The sequence below is a fragment of the Nocardiopsis tropica genome, assembly GCF_042660575.1.
Lineage (GTDB): Bacteria > Actinomycetota > Actinomycetes > Streptosporangiales > Streptosporangiaceae > Nocardiopsis > Nocardiopsis tropica.
The window spans coordinates 48,156-74,764 of record NZ_JBHSUF010000024.1 but is presented as its reverse complement, the minus strand read 5'-3'; the positions used below and the strand labels follow the sequence as shown (position 1 = coordinate 74,764).

28 protein-coding genes are annotated in these 26,609 nt (G+C 71.6%); 15 read left to right on the top strand and 13 right to left on the bottom strand.

All coding sequences use genetic code 11. From position 1 onward, the window contains the following. Positions 1-677: 677 nt before the first annotated feature. Complete coding sequence (locus ACFQBR_RS29190; protein ID WP_267947603.1) at positions 678-1,301, bottom strand: sigma-70 family RNA polymerase sigma factor; 624 nt, start codon at positions 1,299-1,301, stop codon at positions 678-680. 291 nt (positions 1,302-1,592) lie between these two features. On the opposite strand from ACFQBR_RS29190, the gene purS reads away from it, so the two are divergent. From purS to purL, 5 genes are all read left to right on the top strand, one after another. Next, entirely contained in the window at positions 1,593-1,838 is a 246-nt protein-coding gene (purS, locus tag ACFQBR_RS29185; RefSeq protein WP_267947602.1) for a phosphoribosylformylglycinamidine synthase subunit PurS, read from the top strand. 243 nt (positions 1,839-2,081) lie between these two features. Beyond that, the gene (locus tag ACFQBR_RS29180; protein WP_267947601.1) at positions 2,082-2,561 is read left to right on the top strand and encodes an ATP-binding protein; all 480 of its coding nucleotides are present in this window, start codon (positions 2,082-2,084) and stop codon (positions 2,559-2,561) included. A gap of 391 nt (positions 2,562-2,952) precedes the next feature. Then, positions 2,953-3,648 (top strand): phosphoribosylformylglycinamidine synthase subunit PurQ, encoded by a 696-nt coding sequence (gene purQ, locus ACFQBR_RS29175; protein ID WP_267947600.1) that lies wholly within the window; start codon positions 2,953-2,955, stop codon positions 3,646-3,648. 31 nt (positions 3,649-3,679) lie between these two features. Continuing rightward, positions 3,680-4,213, top strand: coding sequence for a hypothetical protein (locus ACFQBR_RS29170; protein ID WP_267947599.1), 534 nt, complete (start codon positions 3,680-3,682; stop codon positions 4,211-4,213). Positions 4,214-4,285: 72 nt separating this feature from the next. Then, positions 4,286-6,580: a phosphoribosylformylglycinamidine synthase subunit PurL gene (gene purL / locus ACFQBR_RS29165; protein WP_344181154.1), complete on the top strand. Its 2,295-nt coding sequence runs from the start codon at positions 4,286-4,288 to the stop codon at positions 6,578-6,580. 52 nt (positions 6,581-6,632) lie between these two features. Here the strand turns inward: purL and ACFQBR_RS29160 are convergent, their stop codons facing one another. Both ACFQBR_RS29160 and ACFQBR_RS29155 read right to left on the bottom strand, forming a co-directional pair. Further along, a complete protein-coding gene (locus ACFQBR_RS29160; protein ID WP_267947597.1) occupies positions 6,633-6,953 on the bottom strand; it encodes a helix-turn-helix domain-containing protein in 321 nt (106 codons plus the stop codon). Continuing rightward, entirely contained in the window at positions 6,950-7,306 is a 357-nt protein-coding gene (locus ACFQBR_RS29155; RefSeq protein WP_344181156.1) for a type II toxin-antitoxin system RelE/ParE family toxin, read from the bottom strand. The genes ACFQBR_RS29160 and ACFQBR_RS29155 overlap by 4 nt, the downstream gene beginning before the upstream one ends. Before the next feature lie 185 nt (positions 7,307-7,491). Between ACFQBR_RS29155 and ACFQBR_RS29150 the strand changes: the two genes are divergently transcribed. Continuing rightward, positions 7,492-7,731 carry a hypothetical protein gene (locus tag ACFQBR_RS29150; protein ID WP_267947596.1) on the top strand — a complete coding sequence of 80 codons (240 nt, stop codon included), beginning with the start codon at positions 7,492-7,494 and terminating at the stop codon, positions 7,729-7,731. A gap of 127 nt (positions 7,732-7,858) precedes the next feature. On the opposite strand, the gene ACFQBR_RS29145 is transcribed toward ACFQBR_RS29150, so the two are convergent. The 5 genes from ACFQBR_RS29145 to ACFQBR_RS29125 all read right to left on the bottom strand — a co-directional run bounded on the left by ACFQBR_RS29145 (position 7,859) and on the right by ACFQBR_RS29125 (position 15,316). Then, entirely contained in the window at positions 7,859-8,800 is a 942-nt protein-coding gene (locus tag ACFQBR_RS29145) for a glycine betaine ABC transporter substrate-binding protein (RefSeq protein WP_344181197.1), read from the bottom strand. A 118-nt stretch (positions 8,801-8,918) separates the two neighbouring features. Continuing rightward, entirely contained in the window at positions 8,919-10,883 is a 1,965-nt protein-coding gene (locus ACFQBR_RS29140; protein WP_344181158.1) for an ABC transporter permease, read from the bottom strand. Position 10,884: 1 nt separating this feature from the next. Next, complete coding sequence (locus ACFQBR_RS29135; RefSeq protein ID WP_267947594.1) at positions 10,885-12,099, bottom strand: quaternary amine ABC transporter ATP-binding protein; 1,215 nt, start codon at positions 12,097-12,099, stop codon at positions 10,885-10,887. Continuing rightward, positions 12,096-13,667: a GMC family oxidoreductase gene (locus tag ACFQBR_RS29130; protein WP_344181161.1), complete on the bottom strand. Its 1,572-nt coding sequence runs from the start codon at positions 13,665-13,667 to the stop codon at positions 12,096-12,098. The genes ACFQBR_RS29135 and ACFQBR_RS29130 overlap by 4 nt, the downstream gene beginning before the upstream one ends. 122 nt (positions 13,668-13,789) lie before the next feature. Continuing rightward, positions 13,790-15,316, bottom strand: a complete 1,527-nt coding sequence (locus ACFQBR_RS29125) for an aldehyde dehydrogenase family protein (RefSeq protein ID WP_267947592.1) — start codon at positions 15,314-15,316, stop codon at positions 13,790-13,792. A 321-nt stretch (positions 15,317-15,637) separates the two neighbouring features. On the opposite strand from ACFQBR_RS29125, the gene ACFQBR_RS29120 reads away from it, so the two are divergent. Beyond that, positions 15,638-16,300, top strand: coding sequence for a class II aldolase/adducin family protein (locus ACFQBR_RS29120; RefSeq protein WP_267947591.1), 663 nt, complete (start codon positions 15,638-15,640; stop codon positions 16,298-16,300). Positions 16,301-16,523: 223 nt separating this feature from the next. Continuing rightward, positions 16,524-16,931 (top strand): VOC family protein, encoded by a 408-nt coding sequence (locus ACFQBR_RS29115; protein WP_267947590.1) that lies wholly within the window; start codon positions 16,524-16,526, stop codon positions 16,929-16,931. A gap of 101 nt (positions 16,932-17,032) precedes the next feature. Here the strand turns inward: ACFQBR_RS29115 and ACFQBR_RS29110 are convergent, their stop codons facing one another. Further along, positions 17,033-17,800, bottom strand: coding sequence for an alpha/beta fold hydrolase (locus ACFQBR_RS29110; protein WP_344181164.1), 768 nt, complete (start codon positions 17,798-17,800; stop codon positions 17,033-17,035). Between the two features lie 155 nt (positions 17,801-17,955). Between ACFQBR_RS29110 and ACFQBR_RS29105 the strand changes: the two genes are divergently transcribed. The 4 genes from ACFQBR_RS29105 (at position 17,956) to ACFQBR_RS29090 (ending at position 20,366) form a co-directional block, all read left to right on the top strand. After that, positions 17,956-18,489 (top strand): DinB family protein, encoded by a 534-nt coding sequence (locus tag ACFQBR_RS29105; protein WP_344181166.1) that lies wholly within the window; start codon positions 17,956-17,958, stop codon positions 18,487-18,489. A gap of 99 nt (positions 18,490-18,588) precedes the next feature. Continuing rightward, on the top strand, positions 18,589-18,810 hold the full coding sequence (locus tag ACFQBR_RS29100; RefSeq protein ID WP_267947587.1) for a type II toxin-antitoxin system VapB family antitoxin: 222 nt from the start codon (positions 18,589-18,591) through the stop codon (positions 18,808-18,810). After that, positions 18,807-19,220: a PIN domain-containing protein gene (locus tag ACFQBR_RS29095; RefSeq protein WP_344181168.1), complete on the top strand. Its 414-nt coding sequence runs from the start codon at positions 18,807-18,809 to the stop codon at positions 19,218-19,220. Before ACFQBR_RS29100 ends, ACFQBR_RS29095 begins: the two co-directional genes overlap by 4 nt. A 357-nt stretch (positions 19,221-19,577) precedes the next feature. Further along, positions 19,578-20,366, top strand: coding sequence for an SURF1 family protein (locus ACFQBR_RS29090; protein WP_344181170.1), 789 nt, complete (start codon positions 19,578-19,580; stop codon positions 20,364-20,366). On the opposite strand, the gene ACFQBR_RS29085 is transcribed toward ACFQBR_RS29090, so the two are convergent. Continuing rightward, the gene (locus tag ACFQBR_RS29085; protein WP_267947584.1) at positions 20,342-20,752 is read right to left on the bottom strand and encodes a DUF3817 domain-containing protein; all 411 of its coding nucleotides are present in this window, start codon (positions 20,750-20,752) and stop codon (positions 20,342-20,344) included. The genes ACFQBR_RS29090 and ACFQBR_RS29085 overlap by 25 nt on opposite strands. 128 nt (positions 20,753-20,880) lie before the next feature. Then, the gene (locus ACFQBR_RS29080) at positions 20,881-22,422 is read right to left on the bottom strand and encodes a glycosyltransferase family 2 protein (protein WP_344181172.1); all 1,542 of its coding nucleotides are present in this window, start codon (positions 22,420-22,422) and stop codon (positions 20,881-20,883) included. A 394-nt stretch (positions 22,423-22,816) separates the two neighbouring features. Between ACFQBR_RS29080 and ACFQBR_RS29075 the strand changes: the two genes are divergently transcribed. The 3 genes from ACFQBR_RS29075 to ACFQBR_RS29065 all read left to right on the top strand — a co-directional run bounded on the left by ACFQBR_RS29075 (position 22,817) and on the right by ACFQBR_RS29065 (position 25,438). Beyond that, positions 22,817-23,524: a WbqC family protein gene (locus ACFQBR_RS29075; protein ID WP_344181199.1), complete on the top strand. Its 708-nt coding sequence runs from the start codon at positions 22,817-22,819 to the stop codon at positions 23,522-23,524. A gap of 113 nt (positions 23,525-23,637) precedes the next feature. Continuing rightward, entirely contained in the window at positions 23,638-24,351 is a 714-nt protein-coding gene (locus tag ACFQBR_RS29070; protein WP_267947582.1) for a PIG-L deacetylase family protein, read from the top strand. Between the two features lie 103 nt (positions 24,352-24,454). After that, a complete protein-coding gene (locus tag ACFQBR_RS29065; protein WP_330156781.1) occupies positions 24,455-25,438 on the top strand; it encodes an NAD-dependent epimerase/dehydratase family protein in 984 nt (327 codons plus the stop codon). 216 nt (positions 25,439-25,654) lie between these two features. Here the strand turns inward: ACFQBR_RS29065 and ACFQBR_RS29060 are convergent, their stop codons facing one another. Beyond that, positions 25,655-26,029 (bottom strand): DUF202 domain-containing protein, encoded by a 375-nt coding sequence (locus ACFQBR_RS29060; RefSeq protein ID WP_267947580.1) that lies wholly within the window; start codon positions 26,027-26,029, stop codon positions 25,655-25,657. Next, the gene (locus tag ACFQBR_RS29055; RefSeq protein ID WP_344181174.1) at positions 26,026-26,391 is read right to left on the bottom strand and encodes a YidH family protein; all 366 of its coding nucleotides are present in this window, start codon (positions 26,389-26,391) and stop codon (positions 26,026-26,028) included. The genes ACFQBR_RS29060 and ACFQBR_RS29055 overlap by 4 nt, the downstream gene beginning before the upstream one ends. Positions 26,392-26,609: the final 218 nt, after the last annotated feature.

Sequence of the window (26,609 nt, the reverse complement as noted above, 5' to 3'; positions counted from 1 at the left end):
CGGGGGTGGTGGGTGAGGGCGGACAGCCCTCCCCATATCGTGACAGACCTCACTATGGAGAGCGCAAGCCCTCGGCGTCACCTTTTACGCTGTGGCCCCCATGATCCACGACGGCCGGCCGACCCGATTACCAGGGCTTCCTAGCATGTACAAGGTCTTCCAACAACTTTGTGGACGCTTGTCGGAGCCGAGCGCACGACGCCCGGACGGTCCCTCGGCCGGGGCCCGTCCGGGCGTGTCGGAAGAGGCGGTACGGACCGGCCGGGACGTGCCGGGCGCGAGCGGCGCCGGGGGCCCGTCGACGGGCGGCCGGCGCGGGCGTCGCCCCCGGTACGCGGGCCGCAGGCGCGTCGGGAGCGGACCGCCGGAGCGCGAGAAGGCGCGCGGGCGGGACGGGCGCGCGGGTCCGCAGGAGCGGTGGTCCAGGGGTCGCCTCGGGAGCCGGGGCCGGTCGGGGCCCGGCTCGCCGGCCGACGGGGAGGACTCGTCGGCGGTCGGGCGGCGGGTCGGCCCGCCGGGCGATGACGGCGCTCCCGGCAGGCGTGTGCGCCGACGGGGCTCGGACCGGGCGGCTCACGGCCGGGACCGGCCACGGGGGACGGGTACGGGGGACCGAAAAGGCCTCGGGGCGGGTTTCCGGCCCGCCCTCGACCGGGCTCGCCGGTGTCGCGCGCGGCCTAGTCGGCGGCCTGCGCCGGAACGCGCATGCCGCGGTCGCGGGCGTAGTCGGAGAGCATCTCGCGGAGCTGGCGGCGGGCCCGGTGCAGACGCGACATCACCGTCCCCAGCGGGGTCCCCATGCGCGCGGCCACCTCCTTGTAGGCGTAGCCCTCGATGTCGACGAGGTAGATGACCTCCTGGAACTCCTCCGGCAGACGGGCGAGCGCCTGCTTGATGGCGGAGTCCGGCAGGTGGTCCAGGACCTCGTTCTCGGCGGACCGCATGCCCGAGGACGTGTGCGCCTCGGCGGCGGCCAGCTGCCAGTCCTTGATCTCGTCGGTCGTGTCCTGGCGCGGTTCGCGCTGCTTCTTGCGGTAGCTGTTGATAAAGGTGTTGGTCAAGATCCGGTACAGCCAGGCACGCAGATTCGTACCCGCACGGAACTGGTGGAAATTGGCGAACGCCTTGGCGAAGGTCTCCTGTACGAGATCCTCGGCGTCCGCCGGGTTGCGGGTCATCCGCAGGGCCGTGGGATAGAGCTGGTCGGCGAACGGTGTGACCTCGGTGGCGAAGTCCAGCGTCTGGTCCTCGCTCCCGGGTCCACCGGTCGTGGAGGCCTGGTCCATTTCGATAGTCGTCAAGATTCCCCCTCCGTGACGACCGGACGATCACTTCCACACTGTTAGACGCCACCACGTGCTCTCAATGATGACATCAATGCACGTGATACGAGTCACGAACGTACCGAAAACGTCCCCGGCACTGTTAAGCGTGCGGTAAAAGCCCGGCGTGCCGCCTGGTCAGAACCTGGTCCCGAGCCATACCCGTTCCCGCGTGCCGTACGCTTGCGTCGCCCCCTCCGGCCGGTCCGGGGAGTGTGGCCCGCCAGCCGCAGGCACATGCGGCACAACCGTTTCCTTGTGGAGGACCCTGTGGCCCGCGTCGTTGTGGACGTCATGCTCAAGCCCGAGATCCTGGACCCCCAGGGCCAGGCCATCGCCGGGGCCTGCCCCCGTCTCGGCTTCGAGGGGATCGGCCAGGTCCGCCAGGGCAAGCGCTTCGAGGTGGAGGTCGAGGGCGAGGTGGACGACGCCAGGCTCGCGGACGTCCGCCGCCTGGCCGAGACCCTCCTCGCGAACACCGTCATCGAGGACTTCGAGGTCCGCGTCGAGGCCTGAGCCCCCGGCCGGCCTCCCGTGAGATCCGGCACACCGGGCACCGGTGTCACGCCGGCGACCGGCCCGGACCTCGGAAAACGGGTGGCACCGAGCAGGCCCCGAGTGCCCCGGGTGTCGGAAGTGTCCAGAAACCACCAGTCGCGTCCCCAGGGGGCGCGGCTGTTCGTTTTACTCCGGCCGCCCTCGGGAAGGTTCTTTACCGTGCCGGGCTGCATACGACAACGGAGTACGAGAGGTTTACGGATGGACACCGTTTTCTCGATCTCCCTGCCAAGGCAGGCGTACACGGTCTCCGTGGTACGCGACGTCCTCGGCACCTTGCTCCACAGGGCCGGTCTCTGCCGGAGCTGCGCCGACGACGTCCTGCTGGCCGTCTCCGAGGCCAGCGCCAACGCCATCGACCACGGCGGCCCCGCCCGCGACTACGTGGTCGAGGCGGAGCTGGGGGGACGCTGGTGCGAACTGCGGATATCCCATACCGGTAGGGCGCCGGACCCCGAGGCCGTCGCCGAGCGGTTCACCACGGACAGCATGCCCCTCCCGGGTCTGGACTCAGAATCCGGAAGGGGCATCCTACTGATGCGGTTCCTGATGGACGAGGTCGCCTTCGAGGGGGAGCCCCGCACGACGGTCCTGCTGCGCAAGCGGGTCGCCCTGTGCGACGAGGCGTCGGAGGCGTCGGCCGCGGGCCGCGTCCCGGAGGCGAGATTCGCCCTGCTCTGAACCAGCCGAACCCCGCGCACCGTCCGCGCGGGGTCCGGTGCGTCCGGAGCCGCCTCCCCGATCCGCGACATGTGTCGCACACCACGCGGAGGCCCCGTCCCCCGCGCCCCGCGTCGCGGCCGGGACCGGACGCCCCTGACCGTCCCCGCGCGGGGCCCGGTTCCTGTGGGGTCGCACACGCGGACCCCCGTCCCCGGGGCCCCCACTGGGAGGATCACACAGGAGCGGGCCGCCCGGAGGGGGTGACCGTCGTACCCGAGCACAGGTGAGCGGGTACGCTGCGGAGTGCGGAAGTCCCCGCCCCCGGTTGGCGGGGCCAGGCACCGGCATCTCCTCGCCGAACGCTCCCCGTGCACGCGGGGGGCGGATCCCAACCTCTCGGAGTGTGCTCATGACAGCCCGTGTGGGCGTCGTCACCTTCCCCGGCTCCCTCGACGACAAGGACGCCGCGCGCGCCGTCGCGCTGGCGGGCGCCGAACCCGTGTCGCTCTGGCACGCGGACGCCGACCTCAAGGGCGTGGACGCGGTCGTCCTGCCCGGCGGCTTCTCCTACGGCGACTACCTGCGCTGCGGCGCCATCGCCCGGTTCGCGCCGCTGATGTCCGAACTGGTCCCGGCCGCCCGCTCGGGCGCGCTGCCGGTCCTGGGCATCTGCAACGGCTTCCAGATCCTCTGCGAGAGCCACCTCCTCCCCGGCGCCCTCACCCGCAACGCCTCGCTGCGGTTCGTCAACCGCGACCAGGTGCTCCGGGTCGAGAACGCCGGCACCGCGTGGACCGGCGACTACACCGAGGGCCGCGAGATCCTGGTCGTCCTGAAGAGCGGCGAGGGGAGCTACGTCGCCGACGAGGCCACCCTGGACGAGCTGGAGGCCACCGGCCGCGTCGTGGTCCGCTACGTCGGCGGCAACCCGAACGGCTCCCGCCGGGACATCGCCGGGATCACCAACGAGCACGGGAACGTCGTCGGCCTGATGCCGCACCCCGAGCACGCCGTCGAGGCCCTCACCGGCCCCTCCACCGAGGGACTCGGCTTCTTCACCTCGATCCTCAGCCACATGGCCGCCGGTTCGCCGGTGAACGCCTGACCCGCACACCGAACAGGGGACGGTCCTCGCGATGATGGCGCTGCTGCGCTCCCGAAACACGATGTTCGTCCTCGCCGCCGTGGTCATCGTCGGCCTGGTGGTCTCGGCGGGGCTCGGCCTCTTCAACGCGATCGGCTCGGCCCCCACCGCTCCCGCCGCCCCTCCGCAGGGGCAGGGACAGGAGGGGCAGGGCGGCCAGGGCACCGGCCCCGCCCCCGACGCCCCGCCGGACGTGGACGTGCTCGGACAGGCCCCGGCGGGCCTGTCCTACGTCTCCGACCCCGAGGCCGACGTGTACTGCGAGCAGAACGAGTGCGTCCGCCTCGTGATGGTCCTGACCGAGGGCGGCGAACTGCCCGAGGACTCCCGCGAGTCCGTCGAGACGGTCCTCGCCCACCTCGCCGAACACGGGTGGGAGGAGCAGAGCCCGCAGGGGGCGCCAGAGGGCCGGGCATTCCTCACCGACGGTGACCACCTGCTGGCCGACACCTCCTCCCACGACACGGCCGACGCCTCCGCGATGCTCATGCTCGGCAACGCCGAACAGGCTCCGGCCACCCCCTGACCACGACCTTCCGCGCCGGTCGGCGGACGCCGCGGCCCGGGCCACATCCGCACATCCCGAACGGAACCACGCATGTCTGAAGTACCTGGTCTCGACACCGTCGCCGTGGCGCACGAGAACCCGGACACCCCGCAGCCGTACGCCGAGCTGGGCATGGCCAAGGACGAGTACGAGCGGGTCAGGGAGATCCTGGGGCGCAGGCCGACCTCCGCCGAGCTGGCCATCTACTCGGTCATGTGGAGCGAGCACTGCTCGTACAAGTCGTCCAAGGTGCACCTGCGCCAGTTCGGCGAGAAGGCCCCCGAGAACGACGCCCTCCTCGTCGGCATGGGCGAGAACGCGGGCGTGGTGGACGTCGGCGACGGCCGCGCGGTCACGTTCAAGATCGAGTCGCACAACCACCCGTCGTACGTGGAGCCCCACCAGGGCGCGGCCACCGGCGTGGGCGGCATCGTCCGCGACATCCTCACCATGGGCGCCCGCCCCGTCGCGGTGATGGACGCGCTGCGGTTCGGTCCCGCCGACGCCGACGACACCAAGCGGGTCCTGCCCGGCGTGGTCTCCGGCATCTCCTTCTACGGCAACTGCCTGGGCCTGCCCAACATCGGCGGGGAGATCGGCTTCGGGGCGGGCTACATCGGCAACCCGCTGGTCAACGCCCTGTGCGTGGGCGTGATGAAGCACGAGGACATCAAGCTGGCGCAGGCGCCGGGCCCGGGCAACAAGGTCGTGCTGTTCGGCTCCACGACCGGTCCCGACGGGATCGGCGGCGCCTCGGTGCTGGCCAGCGCCACGTTCGACGACGAGTCCCACGCCAAGCGGCCCAGCGTCCAGGTCGGCGACCCGTTCATGGAGAAGCTCCTCATCGAGTGCAGCCTGGAGCTGTTCGAGAAGGACATGGTCGTCGGCATCCAGGACCTGGGCGCGGCCGGCGTCTCCTGCGCCACCACCGAGCTCGCCGCGGGCGGCACCGGCGGCATGAACATCCAGTTGGACCGCGTGCCGCTGCGCGACCACCGGCTCACTCCCGAGGAGATCCTCATGAGTGAGTCGCAGGAGCGCATGATGGCGATCGTCGAGCCCTCCAAGATGGAGGAGTTCCTGGCGGTCTGCGACAAGTGGCAGATCCTGGCGACCGAGATCGGCGAGGTCACCGACGTCACGGCCGAGGAGGCCGCGCGCGGCGGCCGCCTCGTGATGACCTGGCACGGCGAGACCGTGGTGGACATGCCGCCCCGGACCGCCTCCGACGAGGGCCCCGTCTACGAGCGCCCGTACGCGCGCCCCGCCTCGCAGGACGCGCTCCAGGCCGACGACGCCGCCGGCCTGGCCCGGCCCGGCACCGACGCCGAGCTGCGCGATCAGCTGCTGCGCGTCCTGGGCGCCCCCGGCGTGGGCGACCCGACATGGGTCACCCAGCAGTACGACAGCTACGTGCGCGGCGACACGGTGGTCTCCACGCCCCACGACGCCGGGATGATCCGCATCGCCGACGACTCGCACCGGGGCGTGGCCCTGTCCACCGACGGCAACGGCCGCTTCACCCGCCTCGACCCGTACGCGGGCACGCAGCTGGCGTACGCGGAGGCGTACCGCAACGTCGCGGCGACGGGTGCCCGTCCGCTGGCCGTGACCAACTGCCTCAACTTCGGCTCGCCGGAGGACCCCGGGGTGATGTGGCAGTTCGCCGAGTCCACCCGGGGCCTGGCCGACGCCTGCCTCCAGCTGGGCACCCCGGTCACCGGCGGCAACGTGAGCTTCTACAACCAGACGGGCGACGTGGCGATCAACCCGACGCCGGTCATCGGCGTGCTCGGCGTGATCGACGACGTGCGCTCCCGGCTGCGGACCGCCTTCGGCTCCGAGGGCGCCAGGGTGTTCCTGCTGGGCGAGACCAGGCCCGAGTTCGGCGGCTCCGCGTGGGCCGACACGATCCACTCCCACCTGGGCGGGCTGCCGCCCCGGGTGGACCTGGCCGCCGAGGCCGCGCTGGGCGAGGTGCTGGCCGCCGCCGCCGAGCGCGGGCTGGCCGACGCCGCGCACGACCTGTCGGACGGCGGCCTCGGGGTCGCCCTCGCCGAGTCGGCGATGCGCGGCGGCTGCGGCGTGCGGGTGACCGTGGACGGCGACGTCTTCACGGCCCTGTTCAGCGAGTCCGGCGCCCGCGCGGTCGTCGCGGTCCGGCCGGGCGAGGAGGAGGCGTTCGTGGCGCTCGCCGGCTCGCACGGCGTCCCGGTCGAGCAGATCGGCGTGGTGGGCGGCGACTCCCTGTCGGTCACCCACCCGGGCGGCGCCGTGGAGGTCCCGCTGGCCGAGCTCCGCGAGGCCTACGAGGCGGCGCTGCCCGCCCTGATGAGCGGCGTGTAGCCACGGTTCCGCGGAGGCGGGGGCGCCTGTCGGGCGCCCCCGCCTCCGCGCCTCAGCCGACCTTCATCTGCTCGTCCCCGAAGTCCGCGATGATGAGCAGCGTCCCGCCGAGCGCGGTCACGTAGCGGTCGAGTACGTCACGGGTGGAGAGGTCCCCGGATTCGATCTGCGACACTCTCGCAACGGACACCCCCATCCTCTGGGCCACCTGCGACTGACTCAGCTCCCGGTGCTTGCGCATCTCGACCAGGCGCCAGGCCCTCGCCCGATCGCGAAGGCGTGTGACCTCCTCCTCGAACTGCTCCTGCCCCCCCGAGGACTCCACGGCCTTCTCCAGATGGCCGCTGTCCCGCCAACGCCGGTATCCGCTCATCGCCCCACCTCTTCCCGCCGCTCCGTCAAGTAGGACTCGTAGAGACACTCCGCCCGAGGTATCGCCTCTCGGTACCAGGTCTTCCATCGCCCCGATTTGTCCCCCGCGACCAGCAGGATCGCGGAGCGCCACGGATCGAAGGCGAACAGGATCCGGACCTCTGTTCCCGAGGAGGAGCCGGGCCGAAGCTCCTTCGGATTGGCGACAACCGACCCCGCCACCGTGTCGACCAGAGGTCTTCCTTCAGCAGGACCGCTCTGTTCCAACACGAGAATGGCCTGGTTGACCAACCTGTGGGTCTTCTGATCCGTGGTGTGGAGAACATCCAGGAACTCCTCCACTTCCCCGGTCATGAGAATCTCCCACGAACCCAACGACACTCACCGACCTTCAGATTACCGGCTCTTAAGGAAATCCTAAAGAGATCTGCTCGTGCGTATACGGGCTTCTCGAAAGTCGGCGGCGCGACCGGAGGGGCCGGGGCGGGGGAGGGACCGGGCGGTCCTGGGGTAGGACTGGTGGAGGGAGGTGGTGCGGTATGCGACGAGGCAGGTTGAGGGGACCGCTCGGCAGTCCCGAGCGCCCCGCGAGCGCACTGGGGTTCCGACTGGTCCTGGCCGTGTTCGGCGCCCTGGTGATGCTGGTCGGCCTGGTCCTGGCCCTGGCCTGGGACGCCGACGCGTGGCTGGTCGTCCTGCTGGTCGCGGGGTTCGTCGGCACCTGCGTGAACGTGTACTGGGTGGACCGGCGCCTGAGGTACGAGCGGCCGCGCTCCTGACGGTCGACCCGGGGCGCGCGGCGCCGCCGTGCGGGGCTGCGGGCCGGGAACCGTCCCGGTGACGGCGGACCGCCGGGGCGGGGCCTCCCCCGTCCCGGCGGCGGACCGTGCGGCCAGCAGCCCGCGGTCAGCGGTCCGCGCGGCCCTCCGGGAGCCAGGGCTCCCACACGTCGCGGTTCCCGTCCACCCAGATCTCGGCGGCCTCGGTGGGGTCGAGCCCCTCCTCGGCGATCATCCGGGCGACCTCGTTCTGCTGCTCGTTGGTCCACGTCCAGTTGTCGAGGAACTGGTACGAGGGCTCGTCCGCCTCCACGAACCCGGTCCGGAAGATCTTGTTCATGTCGTAGACCGGGTAGTCGCAGGGCACCCACTCCAGGTCCTCGTCGCACCCGGGCTCCCACGCGGGGAAGTCGACGCGGACCAGTTCCAGCTCCTCCTGGAGCCACTGCGGGTCGTAGAAGTAGAAGAGCACGGGCTCCTCCTCGGCGTAGCGCCGCCGGACCTCGGTGATCTGCGAGGCCTCCGACCCCGCGAAGACGATCTCCAGGTCCAGGTCGAAGGCGTTGATCATCCCCTGGTCCTGGGTGACGAACCCGGGGGCCCCGCCCAGGAACTCCCCCCGGTCCCCGGTCTCGGCGGTCCGGAAGAGGTCCGTGTGCTCCTTCAGCCCGTCGACGGCGGCGATCTCCGGGTACTCGTCCACCACGTAGCCGGGGACGTACCAGCCGATGCCGCCGACGTTGCCGTTGGGGCCGCCGTCGACCACGGTGCCGTTGCCCTCGGGCCCGTAGAGGTCCATGAGGTCCTCGTGGCCCCAGTTCTCGACGATCACGTCCAGCACGCCCTGGTCCAGGGCCTGCCACGACGGCTGCTCGTCCGTCCGGACCAGCTGGACGTCGTAACCCATCTCCTCCCGGAGGATGTACGCCAGCACCTCGGCGCTGGCCTCGTAGCCCACCCAGCCGTTGAGGGCCATGCGGACGACGCCCGGGTCCCGGGCGATCTGGTCGGTGCGCACCGCGCACGCACTCACCGCGGCCAGGGCCAGGCCGACCGCGATCCCCCTCACCAGGAGGGAGGCGCGGCGGGGCGCGCCCGGCCCCCGCCGCGCGGACCGGGGCGCGGTGCGGGCCCCCGTCCCGAACAGCGCGCGGACACGGTCGGGGAACGGGCCCCGGGGGTCCTGTCTAGGCACGGGGTGCCCTCCTTCCCTGCGTCAGGCGGTCCAGGAACAGGCCCAGGCAGACGATCGCCAGCCCGGACGCCAGGCCGAGGCCGAGCTGGTTCTGCGCCAGGCCGAACACCACGTCGAAGCCGAGCGAGCCGGCCCCGACGAGGGCGCCCATGACCACCATGGACAGCACCAGGATGATCCCCTGGTTGACGGCGAGCAGCATCGAGCCGCGCGCCATGGGCAGCTCCACCTTCGTGAGGAGCTGCCACTTGGTGGACCCCTGGGAGCGGGCCGCCTCCAGGGGCGGGGCGGGTACGCCCCGGATGCCGTCGTCGACCAGGCGGATCACCGGCGGCAGGGCGAAGACGACCGCCGCCACCAGGGCCGGGACGCGGCCGATCGAGAACAGCGCCACCGCCGGGATCAGGTAGACGAACGGCGGCAGGGTCTGCATGGCGTCGAGGACCGGCTTGAGGATCGCGGCGAGCACGTCGTTGCGGGACATCAGCACGCCGATCACCACGCCGAGCGCGATGGTCAGGGCGGACGCCACCAGCACCTGCGAGAGCGTGTCCATGGCGTTGTCCCACACGCCCAGCAGTCCCGCCCCCACGAACGCCAGCCCGGACACGACGCCCGCCCCGAAGCCGGAGAAGATCCACGCCAGGGCCGCCGCGGCGAGCGTCACCAGCCACCAGGGCGACCCCGTCAGGAGCGAGCCCAGCGGCCCCAGGACCCAGTCGAGGGTCCATGCGCCCAGCGCGGCCGTGGTCGGACCGATCGCCGCCTGGACGGCCTCGTAGGCGGCGTTGACCGGGGCCGCGAGATCGACCGCGACCTCGCGCGGCCACCCGCGCACGCCCATGAGCCGCGCGACGGCGACCACGGCGACCGTCAGCGCGAGCCCGCCGCCGAGGAGCGGCAGCCGGAGCCGCTCGGGGACGTCCGGGGTGCGCGCGCCGTGGCCGACCGCGCCCGTCACACGGTCCAGGGCGATGGCGAGCATGACGATCGCCAGGCCCGCCTGGAACGCCTGGCCGACGTTCACCTTGGAGAGCGCCTGGTAGATCGCGTCGCCCAGCCCGCCGGCGCCGATGACCGAAGCGATGACGACCATGGACACGGCGAGCATGATGGTCTGGTTGACGCCGAGCAGGATGGTGCGCCTGGCCAGGGGCAGCTGCACCTTGGTGAGGACCTGCCACGGCGTGGACCCCAGCGACGTGGCCGCCTCGACCGCGCCCCCGGGCACCTCGCGGATCGCCAGCGCCGTGATCCGGACCACGGGCGGGAACGCGTACACGGCGGTCACCACGGCCGCGGCCGGGTTTCCGATGCCGAACAGCAGCACGAACGGCAGCAGGTACGCGAACGCGGGCATGATCTGCATGAAGTCCAGCACCGGGCGCACGCCCCGGTGGAACCGGTCGCTGCGGCCCGCGAGGATGCCGAACGGGATGCCGAACAGCAGGGCGATGAACACCGACGCGATGATCAGCGCCAGGGTGGTCATCGACTCGTTCCACAGCCCGGTCAGCGCGAACACCCCGAAGGCGGCGAGCACCAGGAGCGCCACGCGCCACCCGGCGACCCGCCAGGCGGTGAGCACCCCGAGGACGGTCACGCCCGGCCAGGTGAGGAAGTCGAGGAACTGGTCGATCAGCACGACGGCCGACCCCAGTCCCACGGACACGTAGTTGAAGAAGTACAGGAACAGCGGGCTGTCGTTGCGGTTGACGACGATCCACCCGTACACGCCGTCGAGCCACGCCATGAAGGCGTCCCCGACGGCGGTCGGGAAGGGGCCCGCCCACGCGGGACCGCCCAGCGCGCGGGTCGCCCAGTACCCGGCCACGAGGATGGCGACGACCGCAGCGGCCTGCACCCACGTGTTCCGCAGGAGGGAGGGGCCTGCTCCCCCGGCGCCGCCCGGGGCGGCCTTCCCGGAGCCGGCGGCGGGTCGGGTCACAGCGGCCATGTCACCCACCGCTCCCGGCCGTGGCGGACCCGCCGGGCCCACCGTCGTCGCCGAGGTCCGCGACGTGGCTCGCCGACGCCGGGTCGGTGGCCCCGTCGGACAGCTCCTCCGACGTCTCCCCCTCGATGGCGGCGGCCGCCGCGGCGTTCTCCAGCTGGTCCTCCGCGATGGCGCGCAGCACGTCGTCCCGGCCCACGTAGCCCAGGAGGGTGCCGCCCTCCACGACCCGGACCGGCGCGGTGCTCGCGGCGAGCATCGGCAGGACCTCCGCCAGGACCGTGCCGGGTTCGGTGGTCGGTCCGTCCGTGCGCTCCCCCGGGAAGGGCTCGCGCACCAGCCACCGGGCGGTCAGCACGGTGGTGCGGGCGACGTCGGAGGTGAAGTCGGCGACGTAGGCGTCGGCGGGGCGCCCCACCACCTCCTCCGGGGTGCCGACCTGGACGAGCTCGCCGTCGCGCATGATGGCGATGCGGTCGCCCAGCTTGAGCGCCTCCTGGAGGTCGTGGGTGATGAACACGGAGGTCTTGTGCAGCTCCCGCTGGAGCCGCACGACCTCGTTCTGCATGTCCCGGCGGATCAGCGGGTCCAGCGCGCTGAAGGGCTCGTCGAACAGCAGGACCTGCGGGTCGACGGCGAGCGCGCGGGCCAGGCCGACCCGCTGCTGCATACCGCCGGAGAGTTCGCCGGGCCGGGAGTTCTCGTAGCCTCCCAGGCCGACCATGTCGATCATCTCGCGGGCCCGCGCGTAGCGGTCGGGGCGCGGCATGCCCCGCACCTCCAGGCCGTAGGCCACGTTGTCGATGATCCTGCGGTTGGGCAGCAGCCCGAAGTGCTGGAAGACCATCGCCATCCTGTGGCGGCGCAGCTCGCGCAGCCTCTGCGGCCCCGCCTCCCCGATGTCCTCGCCGTCGAGGAGCACCTGCCCGGAGGTGGGCTCGATCAGCCGGGTCAGGCACCGGATCAGCGTGGACTTGCCGGAGCCGGACAGGCCCATGACCACGAAGGTCTCCCCGGTCCGCACGTCGAAGGAGACGTCGCGCACCGCCACGGTGCAGCCGGTCTCGTCCTTGATGCGGTCGCGGTCCGCGTGCTCCAGGTCCGTGCCGATGACGCTGTCGGCGTTCCTGCCGAAGATCTTCCACAGGTGGCGCACCGAGAAGGTGGTGTCGGAGGCGCCCTCCTGCGGGACGGCCTCCCCCTCCGCGCGCGTGCTCATCGGCTCTCCCCGTCCACGGCCCGCCCGTCCTGCCGGATCAGGTCGGCGGCCCGCTCCCCGAGCGCCAGGACCATGACCATGGGGTTGGGGGTGGGGAGGGTCGGGAACACCGAGGCGTCGGCGACGCGCAGTCCGCGCAGCCCCCGGACGCGCAGGCGCGGGTCGACCACGGCGGTGTCGTCGGAGGCCGCTCCCATGCGGCACGTTCCCGCGGGGTGGTAGACGGTGTGGGCCGCGCGGCGGCCGTACTCGGACAGCTCCTCGTCGGTCGTGACCGCGGGGCCGGGGGCGACCTCGCGTCTGATCCAGGAGCGGAACGGCTCCGCGGCGGCCACCTCGCGGGCGATCCTCAGGCCGTCCACGACGGTCTTCTCGTCGTACCCCTCGGGGTCGGTGAAGTACCGGAAGTCCAGGGCGGGCGGGACCGAGGGGTCGGCGCTGGTGAGGGAGAGCTTGCCGCGCGAGCGGGAGCGGGGGATGTTCGGCGTCATGCACACCGCCCAGCCCTCGGGCGGCGACTCGTAGCCCAGCCGCTTCGTGTTGTCGTCGAAGGGGATCTGGTAGATGTGGAACATCAGGTCCGGACGCGGGTCGCTGTCGTCGCGCCGCACGAACAGGGCCGCGTCCGAGTGCATCACCGTGTTCTGCGGGACCGGCCGGTCGGTCTCCCACATGATGATCGACTCGGGGTGGTCGAGGAGGTTCTCGCCCACGCCCGGCAGGTCGTGGACGGGTTCGACCCCCACGGCGCGCAGCTCCTCGGCGTTGCCGATCCCGGAGAGCATGAGCAGGCGGGGGGTGTCGACCGCCCCGGCGCACAGGACGACCTCGCGGCGGGCGTTCACGGTGAGGCGCGTGCCGTCCGCGGCGGTGGCGCGGACCCCGGTGGCGCGGTCGCCGTCGAGGAGCAGCCGGTCGACCCAGGTCTCCAGCATGACGGTGAGGTTCTCCCGCACGTCCATGATCGGGTGCAGGTAGGCCACCGACGCCGACGAGCGGTGGCCGGTGTAGGGGTCGTAGGCGATGGACAGGAACCCGGCGCCCTCGGCGAAGCCGCCGCCGTGGGAGGTGAGCGCGTTGAAGTCCTCGACGACCGGGACGTCCGCGGCCTCGGCGGCCGAGGCGACCCAGTCCCGGACCATGGCGTTGCGGTCCTTCTCGGCGATCGGGACGATGTTGCACCTGATGCGGTCGGCGTAGGACTGCACGGTGGCGTTGTCCCAGCCCTCGGCGCCCGCCGCGACCCAGTCGTCCAGGTCCTCGGCGAAGGGCCGGAAGCTGATGAGCGTGTTGTGCGAGGAGCACCCGCCGAGCACGCGGGCCCGGGAGTGCAGGATGTCGGAGTTGCCGCGCGGCTGCTCGACGGTCGTGTACCGCATGTCGAGGTCGCCGCCGAGGACGCTCAGCCAGTCGCGGAGCCGGAGCACGTGCTCCAGGTCGCGGTCGTCGGGGCCGCCCTCGATGAGGCACACGGTGGTGCCGGGATCCTCGGTGAGGCGGTTGGCGATCACCGAGCCCGCTGTGCCTCCGCCGACGATCACGTAGTCGTAGGTGGTCTCTGTGGCCACGGTCCGATTCCTCTCGTTGTCTCTGGCCCGGGGGATGCCGGGGAAACCGACCTGTGCGGGTTCTGCTGTCGTGCGGATGCGGGGCGGGGGCGCTCCGCGGTCGTGGGGGCGGGGCAGGGGCCTCAGCCGAACCAGCGCTGCGGTTCGGGCGCCAGGTTGCGGTAGATGTGCTTGGCCTCGCGGTACTCGTCCAGGCCGGCCGGCCCCAGCTCCCGGCCGACGCCGCTGCGGCCGAAACCGCCCCACTCCGCTCCGGGGAAGTAGGGGCCGTAGTCGTTGATCCAGACGGTGCCGTGGCGCAGGGCCGCGGCGACGCGCTCGCCGCGGGCGGTGTCACCGGTCCACACACCCCCGGAGAGCCCGTAGTCGGTGTCGTTGCCGAGCTCGACCGCCTGGGCCTCCGTCTCGAACCGCTCCACGGTGACGACCGGGCCGAACACCTCGTTCTGGACGATGTCCATGGACCGGTCGCAGTCCACGAACACGGTGGGCCGGTAGAAGTAGCCGTCGGCGAGCCCGGGGTCCTCGGGCCGCCTGCCCCCGGCGATGATGCGGGCGCCCTCCTCGACACCGCGCGCGACGGCGGCCTCGACCTTGGCGCGGTGCTCGGCCGACACCAGCGGTCCGCAGCGCACCCCCTCGTCCTGCCCCCGGCCGATGCGGATGGCCTCGGCCCGGCGGGCGAGCTCGGTGGTGAAGGCGTCGTGGATCGCGTTGTGCACGATGAGCCGCGCGCCGGCGGAGCACACCTGCCCGGAGTGGAAGAACGCGGCGCTGAGCGCGTAGTCCACGGCGGTGTCGAGGTCGACGTCGGGGAAGACGATGTTGGGGTTCTTGCCGCCCAGTTCCAGGGCGATCTTCTTGACGGTCCGGGAGGCCGCCGCCATGATCCGCCTGCCGGTGGCCAGACCGCCGGTGAAGGAGACCAGGTCCACGTCGGGGTGCTCGGAGAGCGGTGCGCCCGCGTCGGGGCCGCTCCCCGTGACCAGGTTGACCACACCCGCGGGGATGCCCGCCTCGGTCGTGAGCTCGACCAGCTTGGCGGTGGTGACGGGGGTGATCTCGCTGGGCTTGACCACCATGGTGTTGCCCGCGGCGATGGCGGGGGCCATCTTCCAGGCGAGCTGGAGCAGCGGGTAGTTCCAGGGGGTGATCATGCCGCAGACGCCGACGGGCTCGTGGACGACCTTGCTGTGCACCCCCTCGGGCGCGGAGACGAGGCGGCCCGCGTCCTTGTCCGCGAGTCCGGCGTAGTAGCGGAAGACGTCGGTGACGTCGTCGACGTCGATCCCGCCCTCCTCGATGGTCTTGCCGGTGTCGAGCGACTCCATGACCGCGATCTCCGCGCGGTCGCGCTGGAGGAGGTCGGCGATGCGGTCGAGGACGCGCCCCCGCTCCCCGGCCGTGGTGCGGCGCCACTCCCCCGTGTCGAAGGCGCGCCGCGCGGCGGCGATGGCGTCCTCGGCGTCGGCGCGGCCCGCCTCGCTGACGATGGTCAGGACGGAGGCGTCCGCCGGGTCCAGGATCTCCCGGACACGGCCGTTCCGCGCCGCGCGCCACTCGCCGTCGATGTACAGGCTGGTGGCCGTCGCGGAGCCCGGTTCGGACAGGTACGGCACGGACGGCAAGGTTACGTAGGGTTCGTTCACGGGTCCGGTTTGCCCAAGATGCGTACTCACAAACTGCCTCGTCTCTAAGACGCACACGTCACAGCGCCCCCACAACCCCGACTGGGCTGGAGGAACTCCCCGGCCTTCGGGGACAGCCGTCGGCACGCCTCGCGCCGCACACAGGCAAGTAACTACGCCGAGTGACGGCGGCCCCCGGGACGAACACCCGCACCTGGGGAATACCGGCCACAGTCTTTGACGTACATTGAGGTGTACCTAAGTGGGTTCGTCCGCACTTCGGCGCTCTCACGACACGGCCCGCACCGGAGCCGCGCCCGACCGCGCAACCCGTGAGGAAGCATGCTGCTCGAACAGGAACGCCGCGACGTCTGCCTGACCGCCCGCGCCCTCGCGGACGGTCCCGGCACCGCCCCCGGGGAGGCGGGAACCGTCAGCGTCCGCAGCGGCGACCTCGTCGTGGTCACCCCCCACGGAGTCCCCCTCGACCGGCTCCAGCCCGCCGACTGCCCGGTGATGTCGCTCGACGACCGGGTCCTGGAGGGGCGCCGCGACCCCGCGGCCGAGGCCACCCTGCACATCGCCGTCCACCGCCGCGCCGCCGAGGGCGGGCGCGACGTGACGGCCGTCGTGAACGCGTTCACCGCCGACACCGTCGCCGTGTCCTCCGTGCTCGCCGAACTGCCGCCGATCCACCACCGCGCCGCCGCCCTGGGCGGGGCGGTCACCGTGACCCCCTACACGACCTACGGCAGCGGCGAAATCGGCGACCTCGCGGCCAAGGCCCTCAAGGGCCGCGACGCCGCCCTCCTGGCCGACCACGGCGGGCTCGCCCTGGGCCGCGACCTGGCGCACGCCCTGGAGAACCTCCGCCTCCTCGACTGGCTGTGCGCCGCCTACGTCAGGGCCCGCCGGATCGGTGAGCCCCGCGTGCTCTCCGAGGACGAGCTGGCCCAGGTGCGCCGGCGCGACGCCTACGGGTGGGCCGGCCCCGACGTCTGGTAGCCGCCGCGCCCCTCGGAGTTCCGTGTCGCCGCCGCCCCGGAGCCGGGGTCCCGCGGGCGACGGACCGGATACGCGCACCGGCCGTCGGAGCGGAGCCGTTCGCCGCCCCGGCGGGGCCGCGCCGTGACCGGGCCCACGCGAACCCGGCGCGGATACCCGGTGACATGCCGCCCGGAAACGCCACAATGGTGGGGACGACCAACCCCGGCCGGTGGGAGGCTCCATGCGCTGCAGCTACATCAGGCTCCTCGTCAACGACTACGAGGCCTGTTTCCACTTCTACTCCGAGGTCCTCAGGCTCCCCGTCCTCCGAGGGGACGAGACGAGCCGCTACGCCGAGTTCGACGTGGAATCGGGGACCCGGCTCGCCATCAACCAGCGTGAGGTGATGGCCGAGGCCCTGGAGACCGACACCGCCGACCCCGCACTCCCCCACCAGGACCGGATCGCGGTGATCTTCGAGGTGGACGACGTCGACGTGACCGCCGCCAAGCTGGTCGCGGACGGCGCCCGCCAGGCGATGGAGCCGCGGGACTGGACGGCCTGGGGCGTCCGCGCGGCGCACTTCCGCGACCCCGACGGCTACCTGCTGGAGATCAACCAGCCGCTCCTGCCCGACCTGGCGCTCTGACCCCGGGCGCCCTGCGCCGGGCGCCGGTCCTCCGGGGACGACGGCCGCCGGAACCGGCGTGCGGCTCCGGTCCGGGTGCCCCGGGGCTCCCGGTTCGCCCCTCAGCGGACGATGTGCTCCAGCAGCAGCTCGTTGACCCGGTCCGCGCGCTCCACCCCCAGGAGGTGCGCGGCTCCGGGGACCACCTCGAACCGGGCGTCGGGGAGCCCGTCGGCGAGCCTGCGCCCGTGGCCGGGGGGCAGCAGCGGGTCGTGGGCGGCCGACACGACCAGGGTGGGCACCCGCACGTCGGCGGCCAGGTGGCGCTGGTCCAGCTTCGCGACCGCGTCGCACACCGAGGCGTACCCGCCCGGGTCGAGCCGGGCGAAGTCCTCGGTGAACCTGGCCACGACCTCGGGACGGTCCTCGGCCATGTCGGGGGTGAACCACGGCCGCACGACGTCGGCGGCCACCGACTCCAGGCCGACCTCCCGCACCCGCGAGGCGATCCGGTCCCACCTGTGCACGGCGGGTGTGCGCGGGGCCGCGGCGAGCAGCGCCAGGCGGTCCAGGCTCCGGGGCGAGTTCGCCGCGATCCACACCAGCAGTGCGGACCCCAGCCCCGCGCCGACGGCCGACACCCGTGAGAAGCCCCGGTCCTCGAGGACGCCGAGCAGGTCCAGGGCGAGGTCCGCCACCGTGCAGGGCCCCGCGGGGGCCGGTGAGGAGCCGTGGCCGCGGTGGTTGACCCGCAGGACCTGGAGGTCGCGGGTGAGCTCCGGCATCTGTGGCTCCCAGACCGACATCGTCGTGCCGAAGGGCGGCACGAGCAGGACGACGGGCGCGTGCCTGGGGCCGTCGATTCGGTACTGGAGCGGGATCAGGGCCATGGAACCTCCGGGTCGCCAGAACGCCAGGTTATCCGTTGTCCTCTCGGGGGTTCCAGGAAAGCCCCTGCCTACCGCGCCAAGTGGAGGACAGTACTTGACCTCCACGGTTCCTAGGGTGGTGACCACGAGCTTCGGTGCGACGGAAAGCGGTGGTCATGATGGCGACGACGACGGAGAAGGTCCTGGACGCAGAGCGCGCGTCCCTCCTGCGCGCCCTGGGGGAGCAGCGCGACTTCCTGCGCTTCACCCTCCGGGGGCTGGACGACGAGCAGGCGGCGCGGCGCACCACGGTGAGCGAGCTGACCCTCGGGGGCCTGCTCAAGCACGTGGTGTCGACGGAGCGCAGCTGGGCCGACTTCATCCGGAACGGCCCCGCGCCGACGGAGGTGGACTACGACGACCCGTCCACCTGGCAGGAGCACGCGGACAGCTTCCGGCTGCTGGACGGTGAGACCCTCGCCGGCGTCCTGGAGGACTACGAGCTGGCGGCCGGGGAGACGGAGCGGCTGGTGGCCGAACTGCCCGACCTGGAGGTCTCGCACCCGCTCCCGAGCGCGCCGTGGTTCCCCGAAGGGGGGTCCTGGACGGCCCGCGACGTGCTGCTGCACATCCTCCGCGAGACCGCACAGCACTGCGGCCACGCCGACATCGTCCGCGAGGGCCTGGACGGCCAGAAGACCATGGGCTGACCCCGGTCCCGGACCGGCCGCGGACACGCGGCAAGCCGTTTCATGGTGATGTACATGGCATATGCTCAACATGTACATCACCATGAAACGGAGTCCGACATGAGCCTGACCCAGGTCGACATCGACGACGAGGCCCTTCGTGAGGCCATGAGACTCTCCGGCGCCTCGACCAAGAAGGAGACGGTCAACCTCGCCCTCAGGGAATACGCGGCCAGACACCGTCGCATAGCCGCCCTGGAACACTTCTCCGCACTCGCACGGGACTGGGATTACGAGAGCTGGCAGAAGAGGCGCTCCGCCGAGAAGGGGGATGGGGAGTGATCAGGTACCTGATCGACTCGTCCGCGCTGTGGCGGATTCTGAGGGACCCGAAACACAGGGATGCCTGGCGCGACGTCGTCGTCGAGGGGGCGGTGGGGTCCTGTGCCGTCCAACGTACGGAATTCCGCCGCTCCGCACGCAATCTCGACGAGTACGAGCAGTTCAACGAGATGTTCGAGACCCTGCACCCGGATGTGCCCACGCCGAAGAGCGCCTGGCAGTGGGTGGAGTCCGCGCAGTACCGGCTCCTCCGGGGCGGCGCGCACCGGGCGTTGTCCTCGGTGGACCTGCTCATCGCCGCGACGGCGGCACACCACGGTCTTGTCGTCCTGCACGACGACAACGACTTCGCGACGGCGGCACACCACCTCACCGACCTGCGCGAGCGATCCGTCCGGAACACACCCTGAGACCGGCCGCGGACACGCGACGGGGCGGGCCCACCGACCGGTGGGCCCGCCCCAGAAGAAAGGTGGCGAGGGTCGCTCCCGCATCCCCCCTCAAAGTACGGAAGCAACCCTCGCCTGGGAAGCGGCCGGCGACTCCTCCCCCCGGGAGTCGCGGCCTGTAAGGTCTGCCGCGGATCGACCCTGTCGTTCCGCGTTGATGACGACACTACCCACCCCAACCTCGAAGAACAACCCTCAGTCACGAGAAACTACTTAAAGTGATCGTCATTGCTGGGCAGGCCGCAGCCCAAGGGCTTCGGGACATCGTCAACCAGGGGTCATGACGGCCCGCCCGGAGGCCGCGCATAGCCTGGACCGGTGAGATCTCCGCTCCTCAGCCCCCGCTGGCTCGGCATCCACCTGGTCGCCCTGCTGGTCGTCCTGGTGTGCGCCACCGGCACCTCGTGGCAGTTCGTCCGCGCCTTCGAGCCCGACCGGGAGGTGATCACCAACCCGGTCGAGGACCTGGCCTCCGCCCGCCCCGTCGAGGACCTGCTGGAACCCGGTGCGTACATGCACCCCGACTCCTTCGCGAACCAGGCGGTCGAGGCCACGGGCCGCTACGACACCGCCGAGCAGCTCCTGGTGCCCCGGGTCGTGGACGGGGTCCTGGGGCACGACGTCATCCTGCCGCTGGTCACCGCGGACGGCAGCGCCGTCACCGTCAACCGGGGCTGGGCCGAGGAGGGGCAGGACGTCCCCGAGGCCCCCGGCGGCGAGGTCACCGTCACGGGCTGGCTGCTGCCGCCCGTCGGGGCCGAGGGGGTCGTCCCCGTCGAGGTGTCCGAGGGACAGGTCGAGCGCATCGCGGCGTCCGTCCTGGTCCAGGAGTGGGACCACCCCCTCTACGAGGGCTACGTCACCCTGCCCGGACAGGACCCGGCCACGGACTCCCTCGTCCCGGTGCCGCCGCCCGAGCCGCCCACCGAGGTCGAGGTCAACTGGCGCAGCCTCAGCTACACGGTGCAGTGGGCGATGTTCGGCGTCTCCGCGGTGGTCTTCTGGATCATCCTCATGCGCCGTGAACTGGCGGAGGCCCGCTCCCGGCGGGAGCGGGCCTCCGACGGGGAGGAGCAGGAGGGTCAGCCCGCGGTCGCGGGCTCCTGAGCCCGCTCGCCCGCGGCAGCCTCCTTGGCCTGCTCGGACCTGACGATCCGGTGCTCGACGACGAACCCGACCACGGGGACGGTGCCGGCCAGGGCCACGCCGAGGGTGCGGGCGGCGCTCCAGCGCCGGTCCAGCGCGACCCACAGCACCGCGAAGACGTACACCATGTAGATGTAGCCGTGCGGCATGGCGATGAAGAGCATCAGCGGCGACTCGGGGCCGAACCAGTGCTCCAGCCCCTGCGGCGCCGGCATCAGGGAGAAACGGGCCGTCTCACCGACCAGGTACTTGGCGGGCATGGCCACGAAGGTCAGCCCGATCAGGAAAACGCCGGTCACGTACGCGAGCACCCTGTACAGCCCGAACGACACACGCCTCTTGTCCACCGCTACCTCACACGCTTCGTCAGACTTCCGCCCCGAGGAGGGTCGGGGTCCCTCCTCGAGGCTAAACGCTGTCCGCGGCCACGGCCCCCCGGGGTGGACGAGGCCGGACAATCTCACATCGCCGCAGTTCAGCTCTTGTTGGACGTGCGGTCCGGACTGCTCCACCGGCCGTCGGAGTCGGTGGTCCACGCCTTGGAGACCATGCGCAGCGACAGGTAGGCGTCCACCAGCCTGATCGGGAAGAAGAACAGGCCGTACAGCAGGTAGGACGGACGCCGCCGGACCACGGTCAGCAGGCAGGTGAGCATGTAGTCCGGGATGAACAGGCCGATCGCGATGGCCGTCAGCGGCAGGAGCGCCGACACCGCCGTGAAGGCCCCGCCGAAGAACGGCAGCGTCCCGAAGGGCTCGCCGCCGAGCGTTCCCACGAGCACGAACACCCCGAGCAGCGCGGTGAGCAGCAGGACCAGGGAGACCAGCACGACCTCGACGACGTAGAGCGCGAGGAACGCCCAGAAGACGCTCGGCCAGATCCCGTGCCTGCGAATGGTCTGCCAGAAGCCGAGCGTCCACCGGCCGACCTGCTTGTAGTAGTCCCCGAACGTGAAGGGGTCCTGGCTGTAGGCCTTGGTGTCGGGGTTCATCGAGATGCGCCCGAGGCGCTTGTGGTGCACCTCGAAGGTCATGTTGAAGTCCTCGATCACCAGCCCCGGGGGGTTGACGTCGATCTCCCGCAGAGCCTCGCTGCGGTAGACGCTGGCGAAGCCCGGCACGATGAACGCCGTGTTGGCGTGCCGCCAGGTCTGCCCGAACCGCATGAGGTACTGGAGCATGAAGTACAGCCGGTCCCGGTAGGCGGAGATGGTCCTGCCGACGATGGTCCGCTCCTGCGGCTTCCACTCCGAGACGACGAAGCCCGCGACGGCGGCGACCGAAGGGTCCTCCAGCTGGCGCCTGGCCCCCTCCACGTACCCCGGGTCGAGTTCGGTGTCGGCGTCCAGGATGAGGACACCGCCGTAGTTCTCGGTCAGGGAGAACTCCTCGATGACCGCCTCGATGGCGCCGGCCTTGCCGCGGTTGGTGAGCAGTTCGAGCACGTTGACGCCGGTCCTGGCGGCGATCTCCGCCGTGGCGTCCTTGGAGGAGTCCGAGACCACGTAGACGTCCCAGCGGTCGAACAGGCTCAGCGCCGATCCGATGGCCGCGTGGATGACGGGTTCCTCGTTGTGCGCGGGGATGACGACCGCCAGGGAGATACCGGGGTCGTCGCCCCGCGCGCCCCCGGGCCGCCCGGAGGCGTGACGCCCCGCCGGTCGGACGGGACGACCGCCCGGCCCCGGGGGGCCTGCATCGGACGCGCCCACCTCGGAGGCGCCCGCGGCGACCAGGACCCGCTCCGGCGGGGCGGCCCCGACCGCCCGGCCCCGGCGGGCCCGCGGCCGCACCACCGCGCGGATCGAGTCCTCGCCCAGGCGCAGGAGGCCGGCGGCGGTCCACAGGAGGAGGTTGGCGCCGAACGCCAGCCACAGGAACACGTAGCCGAACGCGCCCAGTCCCGCGGCGGCCGCCATGTCCGCGGCGAAGGCGAACCAGTAGACGAAGAGTGCGACAGCGAGGACCAGGGCGATCAACCCGGTCAACAGGCCACCGATGAAACGAGCGATACGCACAGCCCTGGGACCCCTCCGAAAGATATCGGTTTTCGGACCGACATGAACCCGCACATCCAGCGTTAGGTTGACGCCCTACGGCACTGAGTGGTTGACCCTGGTTCGCGTCCTATGTAGGCCACGCAAATCGTATACACGGGCTTGCGTCAGGTGGTACCCATTAGAAGATATTTGTGAGGAGGACCGGGGTGGCGCGGTACGCACTTCGGTTTATACCAGGCTGCCCGAAAACTCGGACAATCCTCACCAAAGGTTCCCCACGGAGAGAAGGAGAACGCTCGGCGTGATCGGCGGCTTACCCTCCCCCTCGCCTGATCCGACCCGCGGCAAGCAGGACAGCAGGCCCATGAGCAACACTGCCACCAGCAATGACATCGGGGAACCCGACTCGGTCATGCGGGTGGCACTCCACCAGCCGCACTACCTGCCCTGGCTGGGCCTCATCGACAAGATCGACCGGGCCGACCTTTTCGTCGTATTGGACACGGTGCAGTTCGAACGGCGTGGTTGGCAGAACCGGAACTATGTCGCGGGGCGTGACAAGCCCGTCCTGCTCACCGTGCCGGTCAACCAGGGCAACCGCGATGATCGCATACTGGACAAGCGCATTGACAACGGGCGCCAATGGCGGATCAAGCACTACAAGGCACTCTCGGAACACTGTTACCGCAGAGCGCCGTACTGGCGCGAATACCGCGATGAGATCGCCCATCTGTACGAAACGGAGTGGGACGGCCTCGCGGAGCTCGCCACGGAGACGACCCGCATGCTGATGCGCTGCTTCGGGATCGACACCCCGGTGCTGCTCGCCAGCGAGATCGGGGACTTCCCGGGGCGCAAGAGCGAACTGCTCGCCCAGATCTGCGCCAAGACCGGCGCGGACATCATGCTCTCGGGGGACGGTGCCAGGGACTACCTGGACACCGGGGCCCTGCGCCGCTACGGGATCGGCGTCGAATGGCAGGACTTCCGGCATCCGGTCTACCCGCAGCACCTGCCCGCCGGAGCCGGCTTCGTGCCGCGCCTGTCGGCGATCGACCTCCTTCTCAACGCCGGGCCGGACGCGCTCCAGGTGCTCCGGCAGGCACGGACCCGGAGCTGACCGCGTGTCGGCACGCGGGTCGGCACCCCGCCCGCGACCGCGGGCACGGGACCGCTCCACGGGTTCGGGACAACCACGATCGCCCCCACCTCGGCAAAGGACGGCACACCGGCATGACGACGGACTGGTCCCAGGAACGGATCCTGGTCTACGCCCCCCACCCGGACGACGAGACGCTCGGCTGCGGCGGCCTCATGAGCAAGGCCAAAAGCGCCGGAGCCGAGGTGTTCGTCCAGTTCCTCACCGTCGGGGACACCGCCGACCAGTCGCCGAAGGGCTTCTCCACCGCAGAGGAGCGCTACGCGGAGATCAAGAAGGTCTCCGACCACTTCCGCTGGGACGACTGGCACATGGCCCTCCCCGGTGACGCCCACCACCTGCGGCTCGACACCGTCGCCCGGGTGGACCTGACCCGGCTGATCGAGCGGGAGAGCCCCCTGTCGGTCGAACGGCTCCGGCCGACCGTGGTGCTCGCGCCGCACCGCACCAGCTACAACCAGGACCACCAGGCCACCGCCGAGGCCGTGCACACCGCCCTGCGCCCCTCCGACACCGCCCTGCGCCACCACCCGCGGCTGGTGCTGGCCTACGAGGAGGCCGCCGACCAGTGGCGGTCGGAGCCGGTGGCGCCGCCGAACCTCGTCGTCGAACTCGACGAGTCCCAACTGGCGGACAAGCTCCACGCCATGGAGCTGTACGGCTCGCAGAGCCACAGGCACCCGCACACGCGCTCCGAACCGACCCTGCGCAGCCTCGCCGTGCTCCGCGGCATGCAGGCCGGGGTCGCGCTCGGGGAGGGGTTCCACGTGCTCCGCTGCCTGGCCTGAACGACCGGGCCCCGCCCCGGTCCACGCACTTCTCCGACACGCGCCCCGCTCGCGCAACGCTGGAAGCACCTCAACGCACACCGCTCGTAGTGGAGGGGAAACCATGAAGGCTGTAGTGACCGGAGGAGCCGGGTTCATCGGCTCTCACCTGTGCGACCACCTGGTCGCGCGGGGACACCGGGTGACGGTCCTGGACGACCTGTCGACCGGTTCCGCCGCGAACCTCTCCCGGGTGGAGGGCTCACCCGGATTCCGCTTCGTGCGCGGGGACGTCCTGGACAGGGAGCTGGTCGACGCGCTGGTCGCGGAGGCGGACACCGTGTTCCACCTCGCCGCGGCCGTCGGCGTCTACAACATCGTCGACAACCCGCTGCGCTCCCTGCGGATCAACCTGCACGGGACGGAGAACGTGGTGGAGGCGGCCGTCGCGCACCGCGTGCCGTACATGATCGCGTCCACCAGCGAGGTCTACGGCAAGAACGACGCCGACGGGCTCAAGGAGGGCGACGACCGGATCTACGGGTCCGCGACCAAGAGCCGGTGGTCCTACGCCGCGGCCAAGGGGCTGGACGAGCTGATCGCCTACGTGCACGGGACCGAGTCCGGCGTCCCGTGCGTCATCGCCCGCTTCTTCAACGTGGTCGGCCCCCGGCAGACCGGCCGCTACGGCATGGTCGTCCCCCGGTTCGTCGACCAGGCGATGGCCGGGGAGCCGATCACCGTGTACGGCACCGGGACGCAGCGCCGCTGCTTCGGCTCGGTGTTCGACGTGGTGCCCGGCCTCCTCAGACTGATGGAGACCCCCGAGGCCTACAACCAGGCCGTCAACCTGGGGGGCCACGAGGAGATCTCGATCAAGGGCCTGGCCGACCGGGTCGTCGAGCTCACCGGTTCCGCGAGCCCGATCACCTACATCGACTACGAGGAGGCGTACGGGGAGGGCTACGAGGACATGCAGCGCCGCTACCCCGACACCTCCCTGGCCGGGCGCCTGGTCGGCTACCGGCCCGAGCGCGACCTCAACGACATCATCCGGTCGATCGTGGAGCACCGGAGCACGGCACCGCCCGTGCCCGCCCCCGCGTAGGAACCCGGCCGGTCCGGCACGGGGCGCCTCCCCGCCCCAGCCGGCTCCGACGCAGGGACCCCGGACACCGCGCCCGGGAGGGGTGGCCGCCCGCTCCGGCGGACCCCCGGCGCGCACCGCGCCCGCGGAGGGACAGGAGTGACGGCGCCGGACCCCCGCCGACCAGCCCGGCCAGGGCATAGGGGCAGGACGCCAGAGGACGCCGGAACCGGCCCCTCAGGAGCCCGCCAGCACCGTCAGCACCAGGACCACGCTCAGCGCGAGCACCGACGAGCACAGGAACGCCATGGCCCACGGCCTGGCGACGGCCGACGGGGGCCCGCCCGTCCCCGGGTCCCGGGTGCCGTAGCCGATCCGGCGCCAGCGCCACCACAGGTGGAAGGCGAGCACGGCGCACACGGCCAGCAGCGCGGCCGCCGTGGCCACGCGCACCGGCGGGGACGCCTGGAGGACGCTGTCGACGTCGTTCGTGAGCGAGCCGCGCATGAACAGCAGGCCCACCACGGCGAGGAGGATGAGCGTCCGCTGCCACGACATCAGGGTGCGTTCGGGCTGCAGCCCGGGGTCGTCGCGGTCGACGGGCGCGTTCACAGGAGGTTGCCCAGCAGGACGAGGGCGCACACCAGCCCCACCGCGAACGTGGTGACCAGGGGGAGCAGGCTCAGCCGCAGGGTCCCGCCCCGGCTCATGATCCTCTGCACGCGGTACCAGCGCAGCGGCGCGTAGACCGTGATGACCCCGGCGAGCGCCGCGAGCAGCAGACCGACCGCGGTGCGGGGCCACTCCGCCCATCCCAGGGGGAGCAGGTGCAGCACCGCGACGGCTCCGGCGAGGAGGGCCAGGGACGTCCTGACCCAGGCGAGGAAGGTGCGCTCGTTCGCGAGGGTGAACCGGTAGTCGACGTCCCGCTCCCGGGCGCCGTCCCCGGGCACCGCATCGTCCTTCACGGCCACCCCCGTCCACCTGGCGCTCCGCGCGCTCCGTCCCCGTCCGGCCACGGTTCCCCACGAGGAATCCGCGCCCCTCCGACCGACCCTAGCCGCCGAGCTCCTTTCCTCCCAAACAGGTATGCAACACGTGTTGTGTCGGAAACCTCTTGTCCTGGACACGGGTCCGTGGCCCCGGGAACGCATGCGGAACAAACGAGTGGGCACGACCGCTGTAGGACTGA

Bases quoted from the DNA above. Each gene is read 5' to 3' on its own strand.
- ACFQBR_RS29180 (WP_267947601.1), top strand. From the start codon at position 2,082: ATGGACACCGTTTTCTCGATCTCCCTGCCAAGGCAGGCGTACACGGTC.
- purQ (WP_267947600.1), top strand. From the start codon at position 2,953: ATGACAGCCCGTGTGGGCGTCGTCACCTTCCCCGGCTCCCTCGACGAC.
- ACFQBR_RS29170 (WP_267947599.1), top strand. From the start codon at position 3,680: ATGATGGCGCTGCTGCGCTCCCGAAACACGATGTTCGTCCTCGCCGCC.
- purL (WP_344181154.1), top strand. From the start codon at position 4,286: ATGTCTGAAGTACCTGGTCTCGACACCGTCGCCGTGGCGCACGAGAAC.
- ACFQBR_RS29160 (WP_267947597.1), bottom strand. From the start codon at position 6,953: ATGAGCGGATACCGGCGTTGGCGGGACAGCGGCCATCTGGAGAAGGCC.
- ACFQBR_RS29155 (WP_344181156.1), bottom strand. From the start codon at position 7,306: ATGACCGGGGAAGTGGAGGAGTTCCTGGATGTTCTCCACACCACGGAT.
- ACFQBR_RS29150 (WP_267947596.1), top strand. From the start codon at position 7,492: ATGCGACGAGGCAGGTTGAGGGGACCGCTCGGCAGTCCCGAGCGCCCC.
- ACFQBR_RS29140 (WP_344181158.1), bottom strand. From the start codon at position 10,883: ATGGCCGCTGTGACCCGACCCGCCGCCGGCTCCGGGAAGGCCGCCCCG.
- ACFQBR_RS29135 (WP_267947594.1), bottom strand. From the start codon at position 12,099: ATGAGCACGCGCGCGGAGGGGGAGGCCGTCCCGCAGGAGGGCGCCTCC.
- ACFQBR_RS29120 (WP_267947591.1), top strand. From the start codon at position 15,638: ATGCTGCTCGAACAGGAACGCCGCGACGTCTGCCTGACCGCCCGCGCC.
- ACFQBR_RS29115 (WP_267947590.1), top strand. From the start codon at position 16,524: ATGCGCTGCAGCTACATCAGGCTCCTCGTCAACGACTACGAGGCCTGT.
- ACFQBR_RS29110 (WP_344181164.1), bottom strand. From the start codon at position 17,800: ATGGCCCTGATCCCGCTCCAGTACCGAATCGACGGCCCCAGGCACGCG.
- ACFQBR_RS29105 (WP_344181166.1), top strand. From the start codon at position 17,956: ATGATGGCGACGACGACGGAGAAGGTCCTGGACGCAGAGCGCGCGTCC.
- ACFQBR_RS29100 (WP_267947587.1), top strand. From the start codon at position 18,589: ATGAGCCTGACCCAGGTCGACATCGACGACGAGGCCCTTCGTGAGGCC.
- ACFQBR_RS29075 (WP_344181199.1), top strand. From the start codon at position 22,817: ATGCGGGTGGCACTCCACCAGCCGCACTACCTGCCCTGGCTGGGCCTC.
- ACFQBR_RS29070 (WP_267947582.1), top strand. From the start codon at position 23,638: ATGACGACGGACTGGTCCCAGGAACGGATCCTGGTCTACGCCCCCCAC.
- ACFQBR_RS29065 (WP_330156781.1), top strand. From the start codon at position 24,455: ATGAAGGCTGTAGTGACCGGAGGAGCCGGGTTCATCGGCTCTCACCTG.